This is a genomic window from Mycobacterium sp. IS-1590 (assembly GCF_001500025.1).
In the GTDB taxonomy this organism is placed as follows: Bacteria; Actinomycetota; Actinomycetes; order Mycobacteriales; family Mycobacteriaceae; genus Mycobacterium.
Window position 1 is genome coordinate 24,048 of sequence record NZ_LQIW01000016.1, and the last position, 23,087, is coordinate 47,134.

Sequence of the window (23,087 nt, forward strand, 5' to 3'; positions counted from 1 at the left end):
ACACGGGTCGACCGTGTTTCATTGCCAGCGCAAAGAACCAGCTCAGCGGTCCTTTACCGGTTCTTGACCGCATGTTGAATCGCCTTTTTGACGATGGCAATGTGACTACGCTTCAACAGGTGGAACTGGGGGTTCTGGGACCTCTCCAGGTCCGGCAGTACGGCCTGCCGGTCGCCATCCCCGGTGCCAAGCCGCGGGCGATTCTCACGATGCTCGGACTCCACGGCGGTTCGGTCGTGTCGGCCGCGGCCCTCGTGGCGCTGCTTTGGGGAGACGATCCGCCGCGGACCGCGACCAAAGCGCTACAGACCCACGTCTCGTCGCTGCGTCGCGCGTTGGGAGACGGCTTCGTGTTGACAGAAGGCACGGGCTGGACCCTGAACACCACCGAAATCGACGCCATCCACTACAAGAGCGCCGCCAAACTCGGGCGCAAGGCCCTCGCCGTAGGCGACTCGATCAAAGCGGTGGCCCTGTTCGACCAGGCACTCGCGCTGTGGCGCGGGATTCCCGAACTCCCCGACAGTTCACGCGGATCATCGGAGAAGACACGCTGGCTCGAGGGCCACGCCGCCTTGGTGGAGGACCGGGCCGACGCCCTGCTTGCGACGGGTCGAGCCGCCGAGATCGTGGGGGAGCTCGAGTCGGCGATCGCGGAAGCGCCCTTGCGAGAACGCCGTTGGGGTCATCTCATGCTCGCGCTCTACCGGGCCGGCCGGCAGGGCGAGGCGTTGGGCGCGTACAAGCGGGCGCGGTCGCTGCTGGCCGAGGAGTTGGGTGTCGACCCCGGACCGGAGCTGCGGCGCCTGGAGGCGGCGATCGTCTCGCAGGATGCCGCGCTGGAAGTGCCTCAATCGCAGCAACTTTCGACGGTCACGCGCGCGGTTACCTTCCTGCTCACCGATATCGAGGGGTCGACGGCGGCGTGGGAGGCCGACGCCGACGCGATGGCGGTGGCGCTCGCCCGCCACGACGAGATCGTCGAACAGGTGGTCACGTCGCGCGGGGGACGGCTCATCAAGACGCGCGGTGAAGGGGATGCGACGTTCTCGGTGTTCGACCGTCCGTCGGCGGCGGCCGCGGCCGCGATCGAATTGCAGGAGGCGATCGCCCACGAGGCGTGGCAGCTCGCGGACCCGATGCGGATCCGCGTGGCACTGCACACCGGGGAGGTCGAGTTCCGCGACGGCGACTACTTCGGCAGGGCGGTCAACCGCGCTGCTCGGCTGCGGTCCTTGGCCACCGGGGGGCAGATCCTTTGTTCGGGCGCGACGGCCGAACTCGTCATCGACTCGCTGCCGGATGACGTCGTGCTCGCCGACCTGGGCACACGCCGGCTACGCAACCTTCCCCGCCCGGAGCATGTGTTCGAACTGCGCATCGAGGCCGTGAACGCCGCGGGCCCGCCCCCCGCGGAGTCACCCATGGAGCGGCCCGCGCTGCCTGCGGTGCTCGTCGGCCCGGGCCCATTTGTCGGACGCGGTCGTGAGCTGGAGCGACTCGTGTCGGCCTGGCAATCGACCTTGGCCACCGGCACACGAGCTGTGCTCATCGCGGGGGAACCGGGCGTGGGCAAGACGCGGCTGGCCGGGGAGTGGTCGCGCAACGCCTACGACCAGGGCGCCGTCGTCTTGTACGGCCGGTCCGACGAGGATCTCGGCGCGCCGTATCAGCCGTTCGCCGAGGCGTTGCGCTCGCTGGTGGCTTGCGTCGACTCCAACCGACTGCGCAACGTGCGCGGTGTCGAAGCGCTGCTGCCGTTGGTGCCGGGCCTGGCCGAGGCGTTGCCCGACGTGACCGCACCGCCGCGAGCCGATCCGGATACCGAGCGTTACGCGATGTTCGACGCTGCGGTGACTCTTCTGGCCACCGCCTCCGCGATCGCACCCGTCGTGCTCATCCTCGACGACCTTCACTGGGCGGCCAAACCGACGCTGTTGCTGCTGCGGCACCTGCTGCGTTTCGGTGAAGAGGCCCGGGTCCAGATCGTCGGGACCTACCGCAGCACCGATCTCGACCGCTCCCACCCGCTGGCTGCGATGCTCGCCGACCTTCACCGCGACGGCACCGCCACTCGCCTGCAACTCGGTGGCCTCGACGAGGGCGACGTCACCGCCTATGTCGCCGAAGCCGGTTACGCCGACGAGGAACTGGGCCGGGCGCTGGCGACGGTGACGGGTGGCAATCCGTTCTTCCTGATCGAGGCGCTGCGCCACGTAGAGGAGAGCGGAGGCCGCTGGGATCCGAGCACCCTGCCGCAGGGCGTTCGAGAAGCGGTGAGCCGCAGGTTGTCCCGGCTCACGGCCGAGACGAACAAGGCGCTGGCGGCGGCAGCGGTGGTCGGCAGCCGCTTCGCATTGACACTCGTCGAGCAGGTGGTTGGTGAGGACCTCGTGGACGCCTTCGATGAGGCCGGTAAGGCCGGCATCGTCATCGAGGAGCCCGGCGGGCGTTACCGCTTCAATCACGCGCTGGTGCGACAGTCGCTGCTTGCCGAGCTTCCGTCGGTGCGGCGCATGCGGTTACATCACCGCATCGCGGGCACGCTCGAAGCCGAAGCGGGTGGCGACGACGAGCTGCTGGCCGAGCTGGCCTATCACTACTTCGAATGTGCCTGGGCCGGAAACGCGGCCAAGGCGGTCGAGTACTGCCGGCGCGCGGCGGACCAGGCGATGGCGCGGGTGGCGTACGAGGGCGCGGCGGACCTCTACGACCGGGCGCTCCATGCGCTCGAGGAGTTGGACGACGAGCTCCCCAACCGCGACGAGCTGCAAGCCGAGTTGTTGATCGCTCATTGCGAGGCATTGCTGGCCGCCGGCGATGTCACATCGGCGAAAGTCGCGGTGACGCAGTTGCGTGATGTCGCAGGGGATTCCGGTCGGCTCGGCGCCTGGGGGACCTGCTTTGACGGCGAGCTCGCCATGCTCACCGATCCTGAACGGTTGGACGAGATCGAATCCGCGGTACGTGTGGCCGCCGAACAGTTGGCCGCTCTAGACGACGCGGCGGGGGAGGCCAAGGCGCACACCGTCCGCGCCGGGTGTTTGGCGCGGCTGGGCCGAATCGGCGATTGTGAAACGGCTTTGGACCAGGCACTCACCGCGGCTCGGCGGGCCCGTGAGCACAGCAGGGTCAACGCCGTCCTTGCAGGGGCACCGTTGGCGGCGCTGTGGGGGCCCAATCCCGTTCCGCGCGCAGGCGGGCGATGCCTGGATGTGGTGCGGCTGCTGCGCATCACGACGGGGTCACCGCTGGTGGAGGCGACGTCGACGCGGTGCCAGGCTGTGCTGGATGCGTTCCGGGGCCGGGCCGCCGAGGGGCGGCGGTTGATCGAGTCGGCCAGACGGACGTTGACCGAACTCGGCTTGCGCCACGCGCTACTGGAGGTGGATCAGTTCGCGGGCATCATCGAGTTGGTCTCCGATGATGCGGCAGCCGCCGAACCGTATCTGCGGCGGGCTTACGAGGGTTTCCGTCGGATGGGCCTAGACACCGACACGGCGGATACGGCGGCGTTGTTGGCGCGGGCCTGCTTGGCGTTGGAGCGGGACGCCGAGGCGGACGAATTGTGCTCGGTGAGCGAGCGTCTCGCTGGTCACGGGTCGAAGGCGTCGATTGCGTGGCGGTCGGTCAGGGCTCAGCTACTGGCGCGCGCCGGTGCCCACGATCGGGCCAGGGAGATCGCCGAGGAGGCGGTCAGTCTCGCCGGGGATACCGATGCCTTGGTCGATCACGGTGATGCCTGCCTGGCGTTGGCTACGGTGTTGCGTCTCGCAGGTGACAGGGCCGGCATGCGCGCCGCGGCGGAGCAGGCGGCTGCGCTGTACGAACGGAAAGGTGCTGCAGCCCTTACGGATAAGGCGCGTCGAGTATTGGGCGCACGCAGCGAACCGATGGCGCCGGTCGCTCCGCCGCTGCCCGGCGAGTCCGAGCCGGAGAACGCATGTGTCCGAGTCATCCGACGGCAGGCCGCGACAGCCGATCGTGCGGCTTGGGACGAGTATCAGAACCTATACGCACCCGACGCTGTAGTCGAGAGCAGACGGAAAATGGTCGGGTTTAGGAAGGAGGACCTGGAACCCGGTGACTGGACGGGCGCGGCGCGACGTCTCGCCACTTCCGACACGGTGCGGCACGGGCAAAGTGTCGTCGCGGTTCGGGGCGAGCGGCTGGCACTTTGTCGATTGACCATAGGCGGACCGGACTTTGGTCCCGACGCGGCGGAAGAAGACATTCTCGAGCTCTACGCTCTCGACGATGAAGGGCGAATCGCTTGCCGGATGTGGTTCGACGCCGAGGATATGGACCCCGCGCTCGCGGAGTTGAACAACTTGTACGGTCAGCAGGTTTTATCGCAAGCGCGCCCGTCGCTGGAGAATGCCGCGACACGAGCCGACGACCGATTGATCGCCCTGTTCAACGAGAATCGCTTGCCCGAGATCGGCGACCTGTTCTCGCAGGACACGCTGCTCGACGACCGGCGGCATGGTCTTCGTCGCGAGAGCAACAATCGTGGGATGGCCGTCCGCAATATCAGTGCAATCGCCGCCCTGGGCGTCGTCGTCTCCAAGGAGACTCTCGCTCTGAGGGGCGATCGTCTATGCCTCAGCAGCACCCGGTTCGAACAGCAGTCGACGAGGTCCGACGCGTTCTGTGTTGAGCTGCTTGAGATCACTGAGGTTGACACCGAGGGGTCGATGGTGGCCAAGGTCGACTTCGACCTCGACGACTTCGACGGCGCCATCGCCGAACTCGACGTGCGGTACCTCGCGGGCGAAGCGGCGGCATTTGCGCAGACGTGGTCTGTCGTCACACACTTCACCGCTGCTTTCAATCGGCACGAATATGACGCGTCAGATTGTCCGAGCATCGACCACCGCCGACTGACGCGATACGCACCCGAAGACCTGACGGTTGCAAACCATACTCATGAGGACTTCCCGCTGGATCTGCGCACTTACATCGAGATAGTGCATCGCATCAGCGACCGCGGAGTGGTAATCACCAGTCGCTCTTACGGGATCGCTCAAGGGGGGTTCGAAGCCGAATGGCGGGTGATCAACATCCTCCTGATCGAAGATGGGCAGCTCAAGCGCTACGAGCTTTTCGACGAAACGGACGTGGATTCTGCACTGGCGCGGTTCGACCAGCTCACCCGCGCGACATCGCGGCTGGAGAATGCGGCAAGTCGCATACACGCGCGCATCGAGGGCCATTTCGCGAACCGCGAATGGGACGCCGCTGGCGACCTTATGGCCGAGGACATAACTGTCGATGATCGCCGCCGAGTGGTGAACACCGAGATCCGTCAGGGACGAGAGGCGACCATCGCGAGCATGCAGGCCGGCGCGGAACTGGGGGCAAAAGACATCGGCTCTGTTGTGATCGCGGTGCGCGGCGGCCGCCTGGCGTTGCTTCGCGCTCGGTACTCGGGTAGCGGGGCGGAGCCTGAAGGTTTTCAGATGGAAGACCTTAGCATTGTCGAGATCGATGCCGATGAGCGCATCTGTGCAGTGGTGATCATCGACCTGGACGACTTCGATTCCGCGATCGCCGAATTGGAGGCTCGGTACGTCGCGGGTGAGGCCGCCCCGTATGCGCGGACGTGGATGGTGATCGCAGGCGCGTACGCATCGGTGTGTCAACGCGTACGCCCCGCAATGACACCCAATGCGGTGACCATCGACTGGCGCCGAGGCGCAGCGTTCGAGCCCGATGAGCTGACGACGTATATCCGCGGCGGTCGGGAACTGGATCTACGCGAAGGTCCATACATAGAGACGGTGCATCGCCTGAATTCGCTCGGAGCTGTCGTCACTTATGCGTCGAAAGCCGCATCGCGCGAAGGCTTTGAAGCGGAGTGGCGAGAGATTACTCTCTCGACCGTCGACGGCGAACTGATCAACCGCTGCGAGCTCTTCGACGAAACGGACCTCGACACCGCGCTCGCCCACTTCGACGAACTCAGCCGCCCCGCCCATCGCCTCGAGAATGCGGCAACAGGAGTAAGTGACCGCTTGTATGCGTGCTTCAAGGCACGAGACTGGGCCGCGATGGCCGAGGTAGTGGCCGACGACTTTCAAGGCTATGACCGACGCCAGGTGATCGGTGTCGACTTGCATGGTCGCGACGCCGTGGTCGGAAGTTTCCGGGCGGTCAGCGAGTTCGGCAACCCGGATGCAACATCAACCGTCCTTGCGACTCGGGGCGAGCGGCTGGCCTTGACGGCTGTACGGTACGACGTCGACGAGGGGATGGCCGATGCGTTCCACGTCGAACTGCTGCAGCTGATCGAGGCCGACACGGACGAACGAATTGCGTCGATCGTCACGTTCGATCGCGACGCCATCGACAGCGCCTTGGAGGAGCTCGAGGCTCGTTACATCGCGGGAGAAGCAGCTAGTCACGCGCAGACGTGGTCGGCGATTGCCGGCGTCTTCGCGAGCCTGGCTCGACATGAAGCCCCTGCGTCGACGTCGGATTGGGTACTCATTGATCACCGGCGAGGTACACCGCTCGCCAATGCCAACCTTCGCGCGGTAGTCGCGACGATGTGGGATATCACGCCAGATCTTCAAAGCCACATCGAGAAAGTGCATCGACTGGGTGATCAGGGAGCTCTCTGCACACAGGTATCGCGCGGAACAACGCCCGAAGGCTTCCCAACTGAATGGCGAATGTTCAATCTCACAACTATTGACGGTCCACTGGCCAGCGGATGTGAGCTCTTCGATGAAACCGACTTGGAAGCGGCCATAGCAAGATTCGAAGAACTTGGCCGACCGGAAAGGCAACTCGAAAACGTCGCCGGCAAGGCGGGTAAGCGATTCTTGGCACTTCTGGAGGCGGACGACTGGGAGGCAATAGCGAGCTTGTTCGCCGGCGACTATTACTACGACGACCGCCGTCGCACTGTGCATTCCGGGGTGCGACAGGGTAAAGCGCACGCGCTCGAAGACATCCGGTCGGCTGTGGAGATCGGCTTGTGGGGAAGCCTGTCGTCGGACGTCATCGCCATCCGTGGTGAGCGCCTCGCCCTCACACACTTCCATGCTGTGGGCCGTGATCCGCGCGCAAGCCAGATGGATACCCTTCAGCTCATCGAGATCAACCCCGACGGGCGGTTCGCAGCCGTGGTCGTATGGGACACCGATGAACTCGACGCCGCCATCGAGGAGCTCGAACGCCGTTACCTCGCTGGCGAGGCGTCTCCTCACGCCGACGCCTGGTCGGTCATCGCGGGTGCTTACGCCGCTGTGCTGCGCCATGAACTGCCGCCGACGACGCCCGATTGGGTCAATGTTGATCACCGCCGGGTGACTCCGTTCGCGCCGAATGAGTTGGAGCCGTTCTTGAAGGCGACGTGGGACGTCCTCGAGAATGACATCAGAATCTACGTCCAGGCCGTGCATCGGCTGACTGACTTCGGCGCTGTCGTCACCCGGGTCATCAAGGGAACGTCGCGTGAAGGATTCACCGCAGAGTGGCGCGAGATCGGGTTGTCGACCGTCGACCGTGACCGGATCAACCGGTCGGAAATCTTCGACGAAACCGATCTCGACGCCGCACTCGCACGGTTCGATGAGCTCAATCGGTCGACGACGCATCTGGATAATGCGGCGAGCCGGCTGATCGACCGCTACTGTGCGGCTTTCGTCGCACGCGATTGGACTGCGCTCGCGGAGACCTTGGCCGAGGACGTCCTCACCGACGACCGCCGTCGGGTAGTGAACGGTGGCCTGCGGCGCGGTCGAGATATGCAGGTGGCCGACAGCCGAGCCGCGGCCGAGGTGGGCAGCGGCCAAGACGTATCGGCGGCCGTCCTCGCAACCCGCGGCGATCGCCTCGTGCTCAGTCGTATCCATACGGCCAACCAGAAGGTTTCACCGGGCAGAGTCAGCGCCCAGATGCTCGGCGTCGCCGAGATCGATGCGGATAACCGCATCACGCTCATGATGGCCTTCGAGGACGACGATCTAGATACCGCCTTCCGAGAACTCGATGCTCGCTACCTGGCCGGGGAAGCCTCCGATTATGCGCAGACATGGTTAGCCATCGTCGAATCATTCGCTGCCGTCAACCGGGGCGTTGTCCCTGAAGTCGCGCCCGGCTGCATCAACCTCGATCACCGGCGCGCTGTCGCTTTCGCGCCGGGTGAACTCGGTTCCTACACCGTGGCTGCTCAGACCAACACTCCCGATTTCAAGACCTACGTCGAGGCGGTACATCGACTGGACGTTCGTGGCGCGGTCGTGTCGTACGTCGCCAAAGGTACGTCCGCTCAGGGGTTTCAGGCCGAGTGGCGAGGTGTCAGCCTATCGACAGTTGGCGGGGGATTGGTCGACCGTGTCGAGTTGTTCGACGAACCGGATCTCGAGGTGGCGCTCGCGCAGTTCGACGAAATCACCCGTCCAGTAGCCCGACCCGTCAACGCCGCATATCGGATGGTCGAGCGATTGTGGAGCAGCTTCGCCAAGCGGGATTGGGCGGCAATAGGGGAGCTACTGGCACCCGATATTCGTGCCGAGGACAGGAGACGCATCGTCAATGACGGGTTGCGCCAGGGCCGCGAGGCGTTCGTCGCGAATATGCGGGCGGTCGCCGAGGTGGGGATTGACGATGTCACCTCAACGGTGGTCGCGACCCGAGGTCAGCGCCTCGTCCTTGCTCGCGTCCGCACCGCGCGCTTTCACAGCGACGTGCTCAATCTCGTCGAGCTGGACGCGCAACAGCGAGTCATCACATCGACCGTGGTGTTCGACGTGGAGGACCTGGACGCCGCGTTCACCGAACTCGACGCACAGTACGGAACCAGAGAAGGCGCAGCCCATGGTCGCATGTGGACGGTCCTCGCGAACGCCATCGCCGCGTTCAACCGCCGTGCGCTTCCTCCGACAACGCCCGATTGGGTCAACATCGATCACCGAAGCGGCACCTCGATCGCGCCGGGCCAGCTGTTCCCTTATGTGCGCACCTCATGGGAGTTGGCTCCAGACATCACCAATTACATCGAAGCCGTGCATAGGTTGAACGACTTTGGTGCCGTCGTCACGCGAGTGGCAACGGGCACCTCGCAGGAAGGCTTCAACGCCGAGTGGCGCGTCATCACGCTCGCGACCTTCGACGGTGACCTTCTGAGTCGGGTCGAGTTGTTCGACGAAACGGACCTGGACGCAGCCCTCGCTCGGTTCGAAGAGCTCAATCCACCGACCCCAGTATTGACAAACGCTGCGACGAAAGGAGATCAGAGCTCCCGAGCAGGACCGGAGAATGGAGCCACCCGCGCCTTGGCGGATCTATGGCAGTCCTTCGACGCGCAAGACTGGGATGCCATGCAAGCAGCGACGGCCGAGGATTTCGCCTCCTACGATCGCCGCCAGGTCGTCAACGCCGGCGTGAGGCGAGGTCGGACGATAAATGTCGAAAACATGCGGTCGGTTGGCGAGGTCGGCTTCAGAAACGCAGGGTCGCGCACCATCGCGACCAGGGGCGAGCACCTGGCGCTATGCCAGAGTCGCTTCACGGCGGGCGAGTCACTGCGCGGCGACAACATCGCCGAGGCACTCGTGATCATCGAGACGGACGCCGCGCATCGGCTGGTCTCGAATACTGTCTTCGACCTTGCTGCCCTCAACGAAGCTTTCGCGGAGCTGGACGCCAAATACGCTGCGGGAGAGGCGAGGCCACACGCACCAACCTGGTCGGTCGTAACACGCGCCTACGCCGCGCTCAATCGCCATGAGCAGTTCGAACGGGATTGGATCTACACCGACCACCGGCGCGGCACACCGTTCGCATCCACCTCATCCGCCGCCGCCTCCGCGCATCCCGACGTCTGGGATGTGACACCCGACCTGAGCGCTCACATCGAATCGGTGCACCGCCTCAGTGACACAGCGGTGCTCGTAACATCGGTCGTGGGCGGTTCATCGCAAGACGGCTTCGAAGCCGAGTGGCGATTCCTTCAACTCCTCACCGTCACGGGGGATTCCATCGAGCGGTGTGAGTTGTTCGACGAGACCGATCTCGATGCGGCACTCGCGAGATTCGACGAACTCAACAAGCCGGCGCCGCGGATCGAGAACGCTGCGACGAAGAAGTGGGCGTCGGTGGCGGATACCTTCAACCGACGCGACTTGGACAGCTACCTCAACCTCATCACGGCCGGCAGCCAACTTCACGATCGGCGAAAAGGCCTGCAGGCCCTCCTCGACGGTCCCGATCGTCACGCTCATTCCCGGCTGATGTTCGAGCTTGCGCCACGCGGCTGGCGGATGAACGTCGAACCGATTGCGGTAAGGGGTTCGGGTCTGTCACTTCTTCGTGCTTACTGGGTCGACACCAACCTTCCCGGCCGACCAGTGACAAACGACGTCCTGGCTGTCACGGAGCTCAGTCCTGAGGGCTTGATCAATCGGATCGTGGTTTTCGAACCCGACGACGTCGCAAGCGCTCTCGAGGAACTCGAATCACGTTACGTCGCGGGCGAAGCCGCTGAGTATGCGCAAACCTGGGCCCGCGTCACCCGAACCTATGACGCCTTCAACCGGCACGAACTGTCTTTGACCACCGACGGCTGGGTGAACATCGACCACCGGTCGGTCGTCGCGTCAGCTCCGGGCGACGTGCACGCATACGTCCGCGAGTCGTGGGAGGTCGCGTCCGATATCAGCACCCGGATTGAAGCCGTGCACCGACTGAGCGGCATCGGAGCTGTCTTCACTCACGCCGAAAGCGGCACTTCCCGCGGGGGCTTCGCCGCGGAGTGGCGTGAGGTGACACTCCTAACGTTTGACGGTGATGCGATCACGCGCTGTGAGATCTTCGATGAGGACGACCTGGACGCTGCACTCGCGCGATTCGACGAACTGAGCCGGCCCACAGCACATATCGAAAACGCTGCGACCCGGATGCGGGAGCGTCTCGCCGACGCCTTCAATCACCGCGACATCGACGAATTTCTCGCGCTCACTTCACCCGACGGAAGAATCGACGACCGTCGAAAAGGTCTGCAGGCTCTACATGATCCCTCAGACCGCAGACGGGCTGCACAGGCGCTCTTCGAGGTGCCGCGGACGTGGCGACTGAACCTTGACCACATCGCGATCAGAGGGTCGCGACTGTCCCTCACCCGGCAGATCTATCGCGACACTGACGATGACAGCCAGCCAGTCACGATAGAACATCTGGCAGTCGTCGAGATCAACGACGATGGCTTGATGCACGACTTCGTCAACTTCGATAGCGACGACCTCGACGCTGCCTTCGCGGAGCTCGAAAGCCGCTACCTCGCTGGCGAAGCGGCCGCACACGCTCGCACCTGGTCGGCTGTCGCCGACGCATATGGTGCGTTCAACCGGCGAGAGCTGTTCACCACCACTCCGGACTGGGTGAACATCGACCACCGGCGGGGCGGCACCGCTTTTGCACCAGGCGAACAGAGCGCCTTGATCATTGCCACCTGGGAAGCTGTGGGGAAGATCCACGTCTACCCCGTGAACGTCCATCGCCTCGACACCCTCGGAGCGGTATTCACTCAGGTTGTGCAAGCGACGTCAGAAGAGGGTTTCGACGGTGAGTGGCGGGAGGTCACCCTTCTGACGGTCGACGCCGACGCGATCAGCCGCTGCGAAGTGTTCGACGAAGCCGATCTGGACGCGGCACTCGCGCGGTTCGACGAGCTCAATCAACCGGCACACCGGCTTGCCAACGCGGCCACCAGCGTACGGGCTCATCTGAGAGACGCATTCGCTTCCCGCAACGTGGACGCGTTCTGCTCTTACATCGCGGAGAACGGGCGATACGACGACCGCCGCAAGGGTTTACGCAATTCGGGATCGCTCAAAGAGGAATTCGTGCCCACCATGCTGTCCGAAGCACCCGCGAGTTGGCAGTGGGCAGACGAACCGATCGCCATCCGCGGACAGCGCTTGGCGCTGTGCCGTGACTCGTTCCGCGACACCGGTGCGCCCGGCCAACCCGTCACCGTCGACGATCTATCGCTTACCGAAATCACTGAAGACGGATTGATCTGCCGGTCTGTGATTTTCGACAGCGACGACCTCGACGCCGCGATGAAAGAGCTCGACGCCCGCTGGATCGCCTCGGGCGCGGTGACGCATCCGGAGATCATCGAGGCGCATCGGATCAACATCGAAATGACCAATCGCCACGAGTGGGATGCGCTCGCCGCCCTCTGCGCGGGCGCCAGCTACATCAACCACCGCCAACTCGGAGCCAACAGCGCCGACTACATCGCATCGATCCAGGCGCTGGCATCGCTCGCACCCGACCTTCGAATCGAGTCGGCAGAAATCCTGGCCCACTCAGCCATCGGCGTCGCGACTCATGTGGTGGTCAAAGGGACCTCCACCAACGGCCTTTCCATCGAGGTTCCGTTCTTCCTGATCAACCTCTGGAGTGGGAACCACGTCACGCATATCGAGGCTTTCGACCCTGACGACCGCGACCACGCATTGAGGCGCTTCGAGGAACTCACCGCATCGCACTGACTCACCGAACGTGCGGTGAGATCGAAATTCGGCGCCGTTCTTCGGCCTGAGCGCGCTTGGCGAAGAGAAGCCGCGCTGACCATTGACACGCAGCCGCGCGGCTGCCTATTCTCGGACAGGCAGCCAGACGGCTGCATAAACCAGGCGGCAGGGATGGACGACGTATTCAAAGCGCTGGCCGATCCGAACCGGCGCTTGCTTCTCGACAGCCTCAACCACCGCAACGGCCAGTCGCTGCGGGATCTGTGTTCGGGGTTGTCGATGGCTCGCCAGTCGGTGAGCAAGCATCTCGCCGTGCTGGAAGCCGCCAATCTCATCACCACCGTGTGGCGGGGGCGCGAGAAGCTGCACTACCTCAACGCAGAACCGATCAACGCGATCGCCGACCGCTGGATCCACCAATACGACCGCGCGCGGGTGCAGACGCTCGCGGACCTCAAGACTGCATTGGAGACCCACCCGATGAGCAGCAGTGAATTCGTCTACGTCACGTATATCCGCACCACCCCCGAACGGCTGTGGCATGCCATCACCGACCCCACCTTCTCCAACAGGTACATGGGTCATGCGTTGGTGTCCGACTTCAACAAGGGCTCGGAGTACGTGTGGTCCGACTGCAGCGGTCTGGAGATCACGGACCCCGAGCAGGTGATCCTCGAGTCGGAGCCGTATCGGCGGCTCGCGTTCACCTTCCACACCTTCGTGCCCGAACTGACGACGCTGGGCCTCGATGAGGACGTCGTCGAGAAGGCCGCGGCCGAACGGCGGTCCAAAGTCACCTTCGAGATCGAGCCGGCAGAGGACGGTCAGGTGAAACTGACCGTCGTACATGACGATTTCCCGCCGGAAAGTACTGTGCGCGGCCTGATCTCCGGCGGCTGGCCATGGAAGCTGGCCAACCTGAAGAGCGCATTGGAGGCAACCTCATGACGACGATGAACACACCACCGATAGTTCCCGCAGCAGAGTGGGACGCTGCTTGGCAAGAGATGCTGACCAAGGAGAAGGACCTCATGCGGGCTCGCGACGCCCTTGCCGCACAGCGCCGACGGATGCCGTGGATGGCCGTGGAAAACACCTATACCTTCGACGGTCCCGACGGCAGCATGACGTTGCTCGACCTGTTCGACGGCCGTCGCCAGCTGATCGTTTACCGGGCTTTCATCGAGCCCGGAACCTCCGACGGTGACTGGCCCGACCACGGCTGTGTCGGCTGCTCCTCGATGGCTGACCACGTGCCGAACCTTGCCCATCTCAACGCCCGCGACACCACACTCATATACATCTCGCGGGCAACACAACCCGACCTGCAGCGGATGAAGGCGAAGATGGGCTGGGGTCATATCCCCTGGTACACCATCACCGACGACTTCGACCAAGATTTCGGCGTCAAGGACTGGCACGGCACCAACGCGTTCATCCGTGACGGTGACCGCATCTTCCGCACTTACCTCGTCACCGGCCGCGGCGACGAGATGTTCGTCAACACCTGGCCCTTCCTTGACATGACGGCGCTTGGGCGACAGGAGGAATGGGAAGACTCGCCGGCGGGTTATCCGCAGACTCGACCGTACGAGTGGTGGCGTTGGCACGACACCTACGACCCAACGCCGTAGCGCGACACCGTTTGTGAAACCACCGACGAAAACCTTCGGCATTGTCAACCGGTGAGTGCAACGTTTAGGCGGCGGCCTGGTCGAGGAGTGCGGCTAACCGCTGGGCCGGTGTGTCGAGATCGAGGGTCGGTCTGGGCCGGCGGTTGAGGAGATCTTGTATGCGTTTGAGATCGGCCTTGGTGTAACCGCTTAGGTCGCTGCCTTTTTCGAACCAGAATCGCAGCAGTCGGTTGGTGTTCTCATTGGTTCCGCGCTGCCAGGGTGAGTGGGGGTTGCAGAAGTAGACCGGGGTGTTGAGCTGGAGCTGGATGTCACGCCACTTGGACATCTCGCTGCCGCGGTCCCAGGTGATCGACCGACGCAGATCCTCGGGCAACTCACTCATCGCCTTGATCATCGCCGTGGCTACCGTTTCGGCGGTGTGATCGCCGGGCAGGTGCAAGAGCATGGTGAACCGGGTGGACCGCTCGACCAGGGTCCCGACCGCACTCGTGCCCCCGGGCCCCAGTATCAGATCGCCTTCCCAGTGGCCGGGCACTGCGCGGTCGGCAGCCTCGGCCGGACGATCGCTGATTTTGAATTCCTCACCACTGCTGTAGACCCCGCGACGATTGTCGGTGCGGTCGCGTGGCTTGCGCTTGGCCCGCCGGGTAGACAGCCGTTGGTGCAGATCAGCGCGCAAACTACCCCTAGCCTGTACATACAGGCAGCGATAGATCGTCTCGTGGCTCACCCTCATCAGCTTGTCATCGGGGTAGTCGCGGGCCAATACATCGGCGATCAGCCCGGGACTCCAACCGATATCCATCCAGCCCTCAATCTGGGCGCACAACGGATTGTCTTTGAGCTTGAACGCCTTAGGCCGCCGCGCGCGTTCGGCTGCGCGGGCATGGGCCATCAAGGCGTGGTAATCCCCGTCGGGGTTCTTATTGCGAGCGATTTCGCGACTGACCGTCCAGCGGCCCCGACCGATTCGGCGCGCGATCTCGGCCTGGGTGAGGTGAGCATCAAGACCGCGCATGATCTTGACGCGTTCGTCCAAACTGAGGTCGGCGCCGAATCCACCCGGACGCAACAAATTCCCCGGATTAGCCAGCCCACCACTTCCGCGACCCTTACGTAGTGTCATCGCACCAGCATCGCGCCACCACAGCCACCCGGTGTTGTATGACACACCCGCACCCCGGGCGGCATCTCCAACAGTCGATCCCAGACACACACGATCAAAGAAATCTCGACGAACCGAAACTCCGAACGGACTCGGCATAGCGCAACTCCAATCACAACAGATGTTGCACTGACCGTATGAATCCGCGTTCGAAAAGCGTCGGTAGTTTCACAAACGAGACCCGCCGAGCCGCCGGCCAAAGCAGAGACCTATGACGGCACGGTCGCCAGCGCTTGCGCGACGCAGTCGGCCCACGAACGCGAGTCCACGGCCATCCACGCCGTCTCGCCTCCGAATGCACTCGAGATCACCAGGTCCGGCGCGACCGTGCTCAGCAATTTCACACTTTCGCGCAGCTGGCCGGCGTCGCCGCGGCCCGGCACCAGGAAGGTCGCCCACGTCCCCGAGGCGGTGGGGAACATGGTGTCGCCGGTGAACAGGTATCGCTCACCGGTCACGCCCGTTACGAGATAGCTTGTGCTGCCGGACGAATGACCCGGCGTCGGAAGCACCTCGACACCGTTGGCGTCGACGTGCCGCACACTACCGACGGCCACGTCGACGCGTGCATGCTCTGCAACGGCGTCGATCTCGGCCTCCGGCGCGTGCAACCGGCGCCCGAACCGCTCTTCGATTTGCTTCAGGTTCGGGCCAGCCTCGTCGAGATGCGACAGATACTGCGCGCTGACGCCGCCGAGTGTGTCGAGCGCGTCGAAATCCGCCTCGGTGGCGGGGCTGTAGAACAGCACGTTGCCATGCGGTCCTCGCCACAGATACGCGTGTGTGGTGAGGCCCGGGAAGGGCGTGTCGGTCCGTGTCTGCCAGAGATCGTCTCGGATCCGGGTCAACGGTGTCGTGGAAGTGGTCATGTGCTCGACTCTGCGACCTGAACCCTTGTTGAGGTCAAGCGATTCTTCACCGAATTTCGCATCCGAGTGTCACCATCGGAACATGGCGCGCTCTCGCATCCCGGCGCTGGCGGCGGCGCTGACGACCGCTGCCGCACTGATCACGCTCGCTCCCGACGCGTCGGCGGTGTGCTATTCCGCCGACTGCGTTCCCAACGTCGCACGCAATGTCGTCGAAGGAACGCCCTGCAAGCCCGGCAAGTATTTCAACTACGGACTCGGTCCAGACGGTGCGACGTTCGTCTGCAACCGGATTGGCGCCTGGACACCGGCCGGGCCGCTCGTCGGCATTCACAACGTCGCGATGGACTGCCCCGAACAGAACTTGTCGGCTCAAGGCTCCGACGGTGTGGCGTTCGTGTGTACCGACATGGGCGGGGGCCACCTGCGGTGGGCTCATCGCATCGACACCGCGGAGTAGGTCAGAACGTGGCAGCGATCCGCGCCGCCACATCCGTCGCCACCGATAGCGACACCGGATCCGAGGCCGCCGAATAGCGGTCGGCGGCAGGGTCGTAGGTCGCGCCCGCGATGGACCCGTGATCGGCCTCCAGCACGACGCACGAGACGGGCCAACCGTTGCGCGACAGTGTTTCGGCGAAGTCGCGGCTCGCGTCGACGGGAATGACATCGTCGTGCGCGCCGTGCAACAGCGTGAACGGAACTGGGTGGCCGTCCAGCTGACCGGGCAATGGGGAGCCGCTGATGGGGTCGGCGACCATGAATGCCCCCGCAAGGCAGACGCTGTGGGCGACACCGAACTCACGGGAGTGGACCACCAGACCGGCCGCCGCCAGGCCACCCATCGACCAGCCGACCACCACGAGCGGCTGATCGCCGGCGTGCTCTCGGGCATGCGAAGCCGACGCCAGCAGGTCGGCCCGCCCACGATCGTCGGCGTGCGAATCCCAATCGGCCAGCACCACCGACAACCCGTGCCCGTGCACCCGTTCGGCCAACGGCCGCATCACGGTGCGCGAATCGGTCTGCGCGCCGTGCCACATCAGGACTGTCGCGTGCGCCGCATCGCCGAAGATGTCCGCGGACCGGCCGGGGGAGTATTCGACGGTGTGCATCAACCTATAGTGCCCCGGTAGCCCGAGGACCAATCGTCAACGCGCGTACTTGTCCACGAACCGGCGCAGGAGCATCTGCGGATAACGGACATCCCATTGCCGGGCAGCCGATTTGAGCGCTTCGGCGGATTCCGGCGGAAAGTAGCCGTGGTCCTTGTAGACGTTGATCCGGGTGAGCAGGCCGTCGAGATCCAGTTCGGGGTGGAACTGCGTGGCGTACACGTGGCGGCCCACCCGGAAGGCTTGCACCGGGCAGTCCGGTGACGACGCGAGGCGTTCGACTCCGGGTGGTAGCGAGGTCGCACCTTCCCGATGTCCGCCGTAGGCGTCGAAGACGTCGGGCACCTCGGCGAAGAGTTCATCCTCGCGGCCCGCGGCGGTGACGGTGACGGTGAGCCCACCGACCGGTTCTGGATGTGTCCGGTCCACGGTGGCGCCGATGACGGTCCCGAGCGTGCCGACGCCGTAACAGCAGCCGAGGAACGGGAAGTCGCGATCGACGATGCGCCCGATGAGTTCCAACAACTCCGCCTCGACCCGCTGCTGCGTCGCCGACTTCACCTCGACGGGATCGCTGACGTTGTAGGGGCCGCCTCCGAGGATGATTCCGGACCAGTCGTCGAGGTCGATGCGTCCCAGCGTCTCGTGAGTCAATCGGATCCGCCGCATACCGGTGCCGTCCAGGCCGGCGAACCGCATCATCGCCCGGTATTCGTCCTCGGCGGCTTCGTCCTCTCCGCGGATGGAGAGCAACAGGAAGGGCGCAGAAAGCACGACACCCCGCGAGCCCGGTGAGCCCGCGGGGTGCCGCATGCCGTTACCGACGATCCGACTCGCCTGTTAATCCAGGTCGAACCGATCGTTGTTCATCACCTTCACCCAGGCAGCGACGAAGTCCTCGACGAACTTGTCCTTGCTGTCTTCCTGCGCGTAGACCTCGGCGATGCCGCGCAGCACCGAGTTCGAGCCGAACACCAGGTCGTTGACGGTGGCCGTCCACTTGAGCTGTCCGGAGGCGCGGTCCACACCCTCGTAGACGTTCTCCGCCGCACCCGACTTCCACTCGGTGTTCATGTCGAGCAGGTTGGTGAAGAAGTCGTTGCTCAACACACCCGGCTTGTCGGTGAACACACCGTGCTTGCTGCCGCCGTGGTTGACGTTCAGCACCCGCAGGCCGCCGATCAGCACCGCGAATTCGGGAGCGGTCAGGTCGAGCATGTACGCGCGCTCGACCAGAAGCTGCTCCAGCGGAGCCTTCTCACCCGCCCGCGCGAAGTTGCGGAAGCCGTCCGCCCGCGGTTCGAGCACCGCGAAGGACTCCACGTCGGTGTCCTCCTGAGAGGCATCGGTGCGCCCGGGCGCGAAGTGCACGTTGATCTCGAAACCGCCGTCACGCGCGGCCTTCTCGACCGCAGCCGAGCCGCCCAGCACGATGATGTCGGCCAGCGAGATCTTCTTGCCGCCGGTCGCGGAGCTGTTGAACTCCTGCTGAATGCGCTCGAGCACCGGAAGCACCTGAGCCAGCTCGGTGGGTTCGTTGGCCTCCCAGTTCTTCTGCGGCTCGAGCCGAATCCGCGCACCGTTGGCACCACCGCGCTTGTCGGTGCCGCGGAAGCTCGACGCCGACGACCACGCCGTCTTGATCAGCTGTTGCACGGTGAGACCCGAGTCCAGCAGCTTGCTCTTGAGCTGGGCGATGTCCTGCTCGTCGACCAGTTCATGATCCACAGCGGGCACCGGGTCCTGCCAGATCTCCTGCTCGGGGATCCAGGGCCCGAGGTAGCGGCTGACCGGGCCCATGTCGCGGTGCATCAACTTGAACCACGCCTTGGCGAAGGCTTCGTCCATCTCCTCGGGATGCTCCAGCCAGCGGCGGGTGATCTGACCGTAGATCGGGTCTTCCCGCATCGAGATGTCGGTGACCAACATCGTCGGCTTGCGCGGCGGTCCGCCGAACGGATCGGGGATGATCGCTTCGGCGTCCTTGGCCTCGAATTGCCAAGCGCCGCCGGGGCTCTTGGTCAACTCGTACTCGTAGCCGTACAGGGTCTGCAGGTAGCCGTTGCCCCACTGCGTCGGGGTCGGCGTCCAGACCACCTCGAGCCCGCTGGTGATGGTGTCGCCGGCCTTACCGGACGCGAACGCGCACTTCCACCCCAGGCCCTGCTGCTCGATCGGCGCGGCCTCGGGCTCCGGCCCGACCAGGTCACCGTCTCCGGCGCCGTGCGTCTTGCCCAGGGTGTGGCCGCCGACGATCAACGCCGCGGTCTCCTCGTCGTTCATCGCCATCCGGCCGAACGTCTCGCGGATGTCGTGCGCCGCCGCCAGCGGATCCGGCTTGCCCTCGGGACCTTCGGGGTTGACGTAGATCAGCCCCATGGTGGTCGCCCCGAACGGCTCGGCCAGCTTGCGCTCCGAGTCGTTGGTTCCGCCGTAGCGCTGGTCGGTGCCCAGCCAGGTGTCCTCCTGGCCCCAGAGCATCTCCTCGGGCTCCCAGATGTCTTCGCGACCGAACGCGAAGCCCTTGGTCTTGAACCCCGACACTTCGAGTGCGGCGTTGCCGGCGTATGCGATCAGGTCGGCCCAGGAGATCTTGTTGCCGTACTTCTGCTTGATCGGCCACAACAGGCGGCGCGCCTTGTCCAGGTTCGCGTTGTCCGGCCAGCTGTTGAGCGGCGCGAAGCGCTGTGCGCCCTGCCCGGCACCGCCACGACCGTCGAAGATCCGGTAGGTGCCGGCGGCGTGCCAACTCATGCGGATGAACAGGCCGGCATAGCTGCCGTAGTCGGCCGGCCACCAGTCCTGCGAGGTGGTGATCAGCTTGTGGACATCGGCCTTGAAAGCCTCGAGATCGAGTTTCTTGAACTCCTCGGCATAGTTGAAGTCCTGGCCGAGGGGATTGCCCTTCTCGTTCTGCTTGTGCAGCACCGACACGTCGACCTGGTTGGGCCACCAGTCCCGGTTCGTCAGGGGAGCGTGCGACTTGGGCTTCGGCGAATCGATCGCCGGGTTTTCGCTCTCGCTGTGACTGGCTGTTTTGGAATCATCGTGCGGCGGGCGAGCATCGGATGTATCAGATGACACAGCGTTCCTTCCGGTGGGTTAACTGGGCTGTGATCACGGTTGTGATCGGGAAACCTGCGATACCAAGCACTCTGGGCACAAACCCCAATAGATGACCTCTGCCTCGTCGAGCACGAAGCCGTCCAACGCGCCCTGGGCGTCCGACGGCGTCAGGCAGGGCGCTTCGCCGATGGCGCAGTCGATGTCGGCGATGACGCCGCACGACCGGCAGACGACGTGATGATGGTTGTCGCCCACACGCGACTCGTAGCGGGCGACTGAACCGGACGGCTGGATCTTCCGCACCAGCCCCGCGCTGGTGAGCGCGGCGAGCACGTCGTAAACGGCTTGCCGCGAAACGTCGGGCAGAGCGCGACGCACCGCGCCGAAAATCGACTCGGTATCGGCGTGGGGGTTGCCGTAAACCGCCTCCAGCACCGCGAGCCGCGGGCGGGTCACACGAAGATCGGCGGCGCGTAGCCGATCCGCGTAATCAGGCGTGGGGGACACGCTGCCAATATGCTCTGTTTTCTGGAATCAGTCAAGAGTTGGTTTGGCGGCGTGTCGCACACGTATCCGCCGATGTTGCTGTCACTGCCAAAGTCCATCGTTACCAACGCTTCTCGACTTCGCACACCATCCCGAGCGCACTTTTCGGACGTGAACCGCGCCAAGACCCGCTGGTACCCTTCGGTGGCTGCCGGGGTCTGTGGTCAGGGGAGCGACCACCCGGTGAGCCCCTATCAGGCGAGATCGAACAAACGACGACCTTCGGCGAAGAGAGTGTTGTGCGCACCGGCGAAATCAAGGCCCTTTCCGGCCTGCGCATCGTCGCCGCCGTATGGGTGGTGCTCTTTCACTTCCGACCACTGCTAGAGCAGTCGGTGCCCGGGTTTCGCTCGGCGTTCGCCCCGTTGCTCAACTGTGGGGCCCAAGGGGTCGACCTGTTCTTCATGCTCAGCGGCTTCGTGCTGACGTGGAACTATCTCGATCGCATGGGACCGTCGTTCGAGTGGCGAGCCACCGTGCGCTTCCTGTGGCTTCGACTGGCCCGCGTCTGGCCGGTGTACCTGGTGACGATGCATCTGGCGGCGCTGTGGATCATCTTCACCCTGCAGGTCGGGCATGTGCCGTCACCGGCGGCCGAGACCCTGACCGCCACGAACTATCTGCGCCAGGCGCTGATGGTCCAACTGTGGTTCGTGCCTTATTTCGACGGCTCCAGCTGGGACGGACCCGCATGGTCGATCAGTGCCGAGTGGCTGGCCTATCTGCTGTTCGGCGGCCTGATCCTGGTGATTTTCCGCATCGCACGGTCGACGCGGGCGCGGGGCCTGATCGCGCTGGCCTTCGTTGCCGTGATGCCGCCGATCCTGCTCTTACTGGCGTCCGGGCAGTTCTACACCCCGTGGAGTTGGCTACCGCGCATCGTCATGCAATTCACCGCGGGCGCCCTGATCGCCGCGGCGGTGCGCAGGCTCGACCCGAGCGAGCAGGCGCGGCGCGCCGCCGGGTACGCCGCACTGCTTCTGGGCGTCGCGATCGTCGCAATCCTCTACCGACTCGACGCGCATCCGCTGCCCAAGATCGCCGACGGCGCCGGTCTTGTCGACGTACTGTTCGTGCCTCTGCTGTTCACGTTGGCCATCGGCGCCGGGTCCGTGCCCTGGCTTCTTTCGCGGAGGCCGATCGTGTACCTGGGCCACATATCGTTCAGCCTCTACATGGTCCATGAGCTGGTGCACACCACCTGGAACTGGATGGTGCAGCAATTCGGACTGCGGCTGTCGTCGGACGTCACGGGCAAGCTCATAATGGTTGCCTTGCTTGCTACCGCGCTGATCGGCGCGGTCATGCTGTACCACCTTGTCGAGGAGCCCGCCCGGAAATGGATGCGCAGCATGATGAACGGCCCCGTCGCTTCGACACCGGATGCGACCGGCAGGCTGCACACCATGTCCCGCGCGCGCGAACGCTCCGAGGTGATGACGGCCCGCGCCGGGTGATGACGCTTCTGGCGACCGTGTTCTCGCGGCCGTACACCGGCGCGCTCAGGAGCGCCCTGACCGTGGCGCTGGCGGTGGCCGTCCTCGTGGTCACCGGTTGTCAGCACTCGAAGCCGGTGGAGCACAAGGAGATCGACGCGCTCAGCTTCGCGCTCAACCGGATCGCGGTGATCGGCGATTCGTACACGACCGGCGGGCCCGAAGGCGGTCTCGGTGAGAAATCGTGGACCACTCAGGCCTGGCAGATCCTGGCCGAACAGGGGCTGTCCACCACTGCGGTGGTCGGCGCCGAGGGTGGGGCCGGGTACGGCACCCGGGGTAATCGGGGCAGCCTCTTCGAGGATTTGACCGCTGCGACGGTCAAACCCGACGACACGCTGGTGGTGTTCTTCGGTTCGCGCAACGACCAGAATGTCGACCCGACACAGTTGTCGGTCCTGGTGTACGGCACGTTTCTGTTGGCGCGGCGCATCGCGCCGTCCGCGCTCTTCCTGGTGATCGGGCCGCCATGGCCGACGGCTGACGTGCCCGCCGCGGTGGTACGCATCCGCGACACACTCAAATATCAGGCCGAACTGGCGGGCGCGACGTTCGTCGATCCGATCGCGGAGCGGTGGTTCGTGGACCGGCCCGAGCTGATCGGCCCCGACGGTGTGCATCCCACCGACGCCGGTCACACCTATATGGCGGAAAAGATTGCGCCGTTGATCGGCGCGCAACTGCCGCGGCGTGTCTGAT

General features: G+C 64.6%; 12 protein-coding genes. 6 read left to right on the forward strand and 6 right to left on the reverse strand.

Annotated features, from left to right (window positions below):
* Positions 1-119 precede the first annotated feature (119 nt).
* The 3 genes from AU197_RS12995 to AU197_RS13005 all read left to right on the forward strand — a co-directional run bounded on the left by AU197_RS12995 (position 120) and on the right by AU197_RS13005 (position 14,128).
* Positions 120-12,512 carry a BTAD domain-containing putative transcriptional regulator gene (locus AU197_RS12995; protein WP_064403117.1) on the forward strand — a complete coding sequence of 4,131 codons (12,393 nt, stop codon included), beginning with the start codon at positions 120-122 and terminating at the stop codon, positions 12,510-12,512.
* Between the two features lie 153 nt (positions 12,513-12,665).
* The gene (locus AU197_RS13000) at positions 12,666-13,442 is read left to right on the forward strand and encodes an ArsR/SmtB family transcription factor (protein WP_064403118.1); all 777 of its coding nucleotides are present in this window, start codon (positions 12,666-12,668) and stop codon (positions 13,440-13,442) included.
* A 5-nt stretch (positions 13,443-13,447) separates the two neighbouring features.
* Positions 13,448-14,128, forward strand: coding sequence for a DUF899 domain-containing protein (locus AU197_RS13005; protein ID WP_064403147.1), 681 nt, complete (start codon positions 13,448-13,450; stop codon positions 14,126-14,128).
* A 64-nt stretch (positions 14,129-14,192) separates the two neighbouring features.
* Here the strand turns inward: AU197_RS13005 and AU197_RS13010 are convergent, their stop codons facing one another.
* Together AU197_RS13010 and AU197_RS13015 are read right to left on the reverse strand one after the other, a co-directional pair.
* The gene (locus AU197_RS13010) at positions 14,193-15,395 is read right to left on the reverse strand and encodes an IS30 family transposase (RefSeq protein WP_064403119.1); all 1,203 of its coding nucleotides are present in this window, start codon (positions 15,393-15,395) and stop codon (positions 14,193-14,195) included.
* 110 nt (positions 15,396-15,505) lie between these two features.
* The gene (locus AU197_RS13015) at positions 15,506-16,165 is read right to left on the reverse strand and encodes an MBL fold metallo-hydrolase (protein ID WP_064403120.1); all 660 of its coding nucleotides are present in this window, start codon (positions 16,163-16,165) and stop codon (positions 15,506-15,508) included.
* 82 nt (positions 16,166-16,247) lie between these two features.
* Between AU197_RS13015 and AU197_RS13020 the strand changes: the two genes are divergently transcribed.
* The gene (locus tag AU197_RS13020) at positions 16,248-16,625 is read left to right on the forward strand and encodes a hypothetical protein (protein ID WP_064403121.1); all 378 of its coding nucleotides are present in this window, start codon (positions 16,248-16,250) and stop codon (positions 16,623-16,625) included.
* Between the two features lies 1 nt (position 16,626).
* Here AU197_RS13020 and AU197_RS13025 read toward each other — a convergent pair whose 3' ends face one another.
* The 4 genes from AU197_RS13025 to AU197_RS13040 are packed head-to-tail and all read right to left on the reverse strand — an operon-like array spanning position 16,627 to position 20,853.
* Positions 16,627-17,280 (reverse strand): alpha/beta hydrolase, encoded by a 654-nt coding sequence (locus AU197_RS13025; RefSeq protein ID WP_064403122.1) that lies wholly within the window; start codon positions 17,278-17,280, stop codon positions 16,627-16,629.
* Between the two features lie 36 nt (positions 17,281-17,316).
* A complete protein-coding gene (locus AU197_RS13030) occupies positions 17,317-18,093 on the reverse strand; it encodes a glutamine amidotransferase (protein WP_064403123.1) in 777 nt (258 codons plus the stop codon).
* 27 nt (positions 18,094-18,120) lie between these two features.
* Positions 18,121-20,364 (reverse strand): catalase/peroxidase HPI, encoded by a 2,244-nt coding sequence (katG, locus tag AU197_RS13035; protein ID WP_064403124.1) that lies wholly within the window; start codon positions 20,362-20,364, stop codon positions 18,121-18,123.
* Positions 20,365-20,397: 33 nt separating this feature from the next.
* Positions 20,398-20,853, reverse strand: coding sequence for a Fur family transcriptional regulator (locus AU197_RS13040; RefSeq protein WP_156434408.1), 456 nt, complete (start codon positions 20,851-20,853; stop codon positions 20,398-20,400).
* A 278-nt stretch (positions 20,854-21,131) separates the two neighbouring features.
* Here AU197_RS13040 and AU197_RS13045 point away from each other — a divergent pair, with 278 nt between their 5' ends.
* Both AU197_RS13045 and AU197_RS13050 read left to right on the forward strand, forming a co-directional pair.
* Positions 21,132-22,349: an acyltransferase family protein gene (locus AU197_RS13045; protein WP_064403126.1), complete on the forward strand. Its 1,218-nt coding sequence runs from the start codon at positions 21,132-21,134 to the stop codon at positions 22,347-22,349.
* The gene (locus tag AU197_RS13050; protein WP_064403127.1) at positions 22,349-23,086 is read left to right on the forward strand and encodes an Rv0518 family GDSL lipase; all 738 of its coding nucleotides are present in this window, start codon (positions 22,349-22,351) and stop codon (positions 23,084-23,086) included. Before AU197_RS13045 ends, AU197_RS13050 begins: the two co-directional genes overlap by 1 nt.
* Position 23,087: the final 1 nt, after the last annotated feature.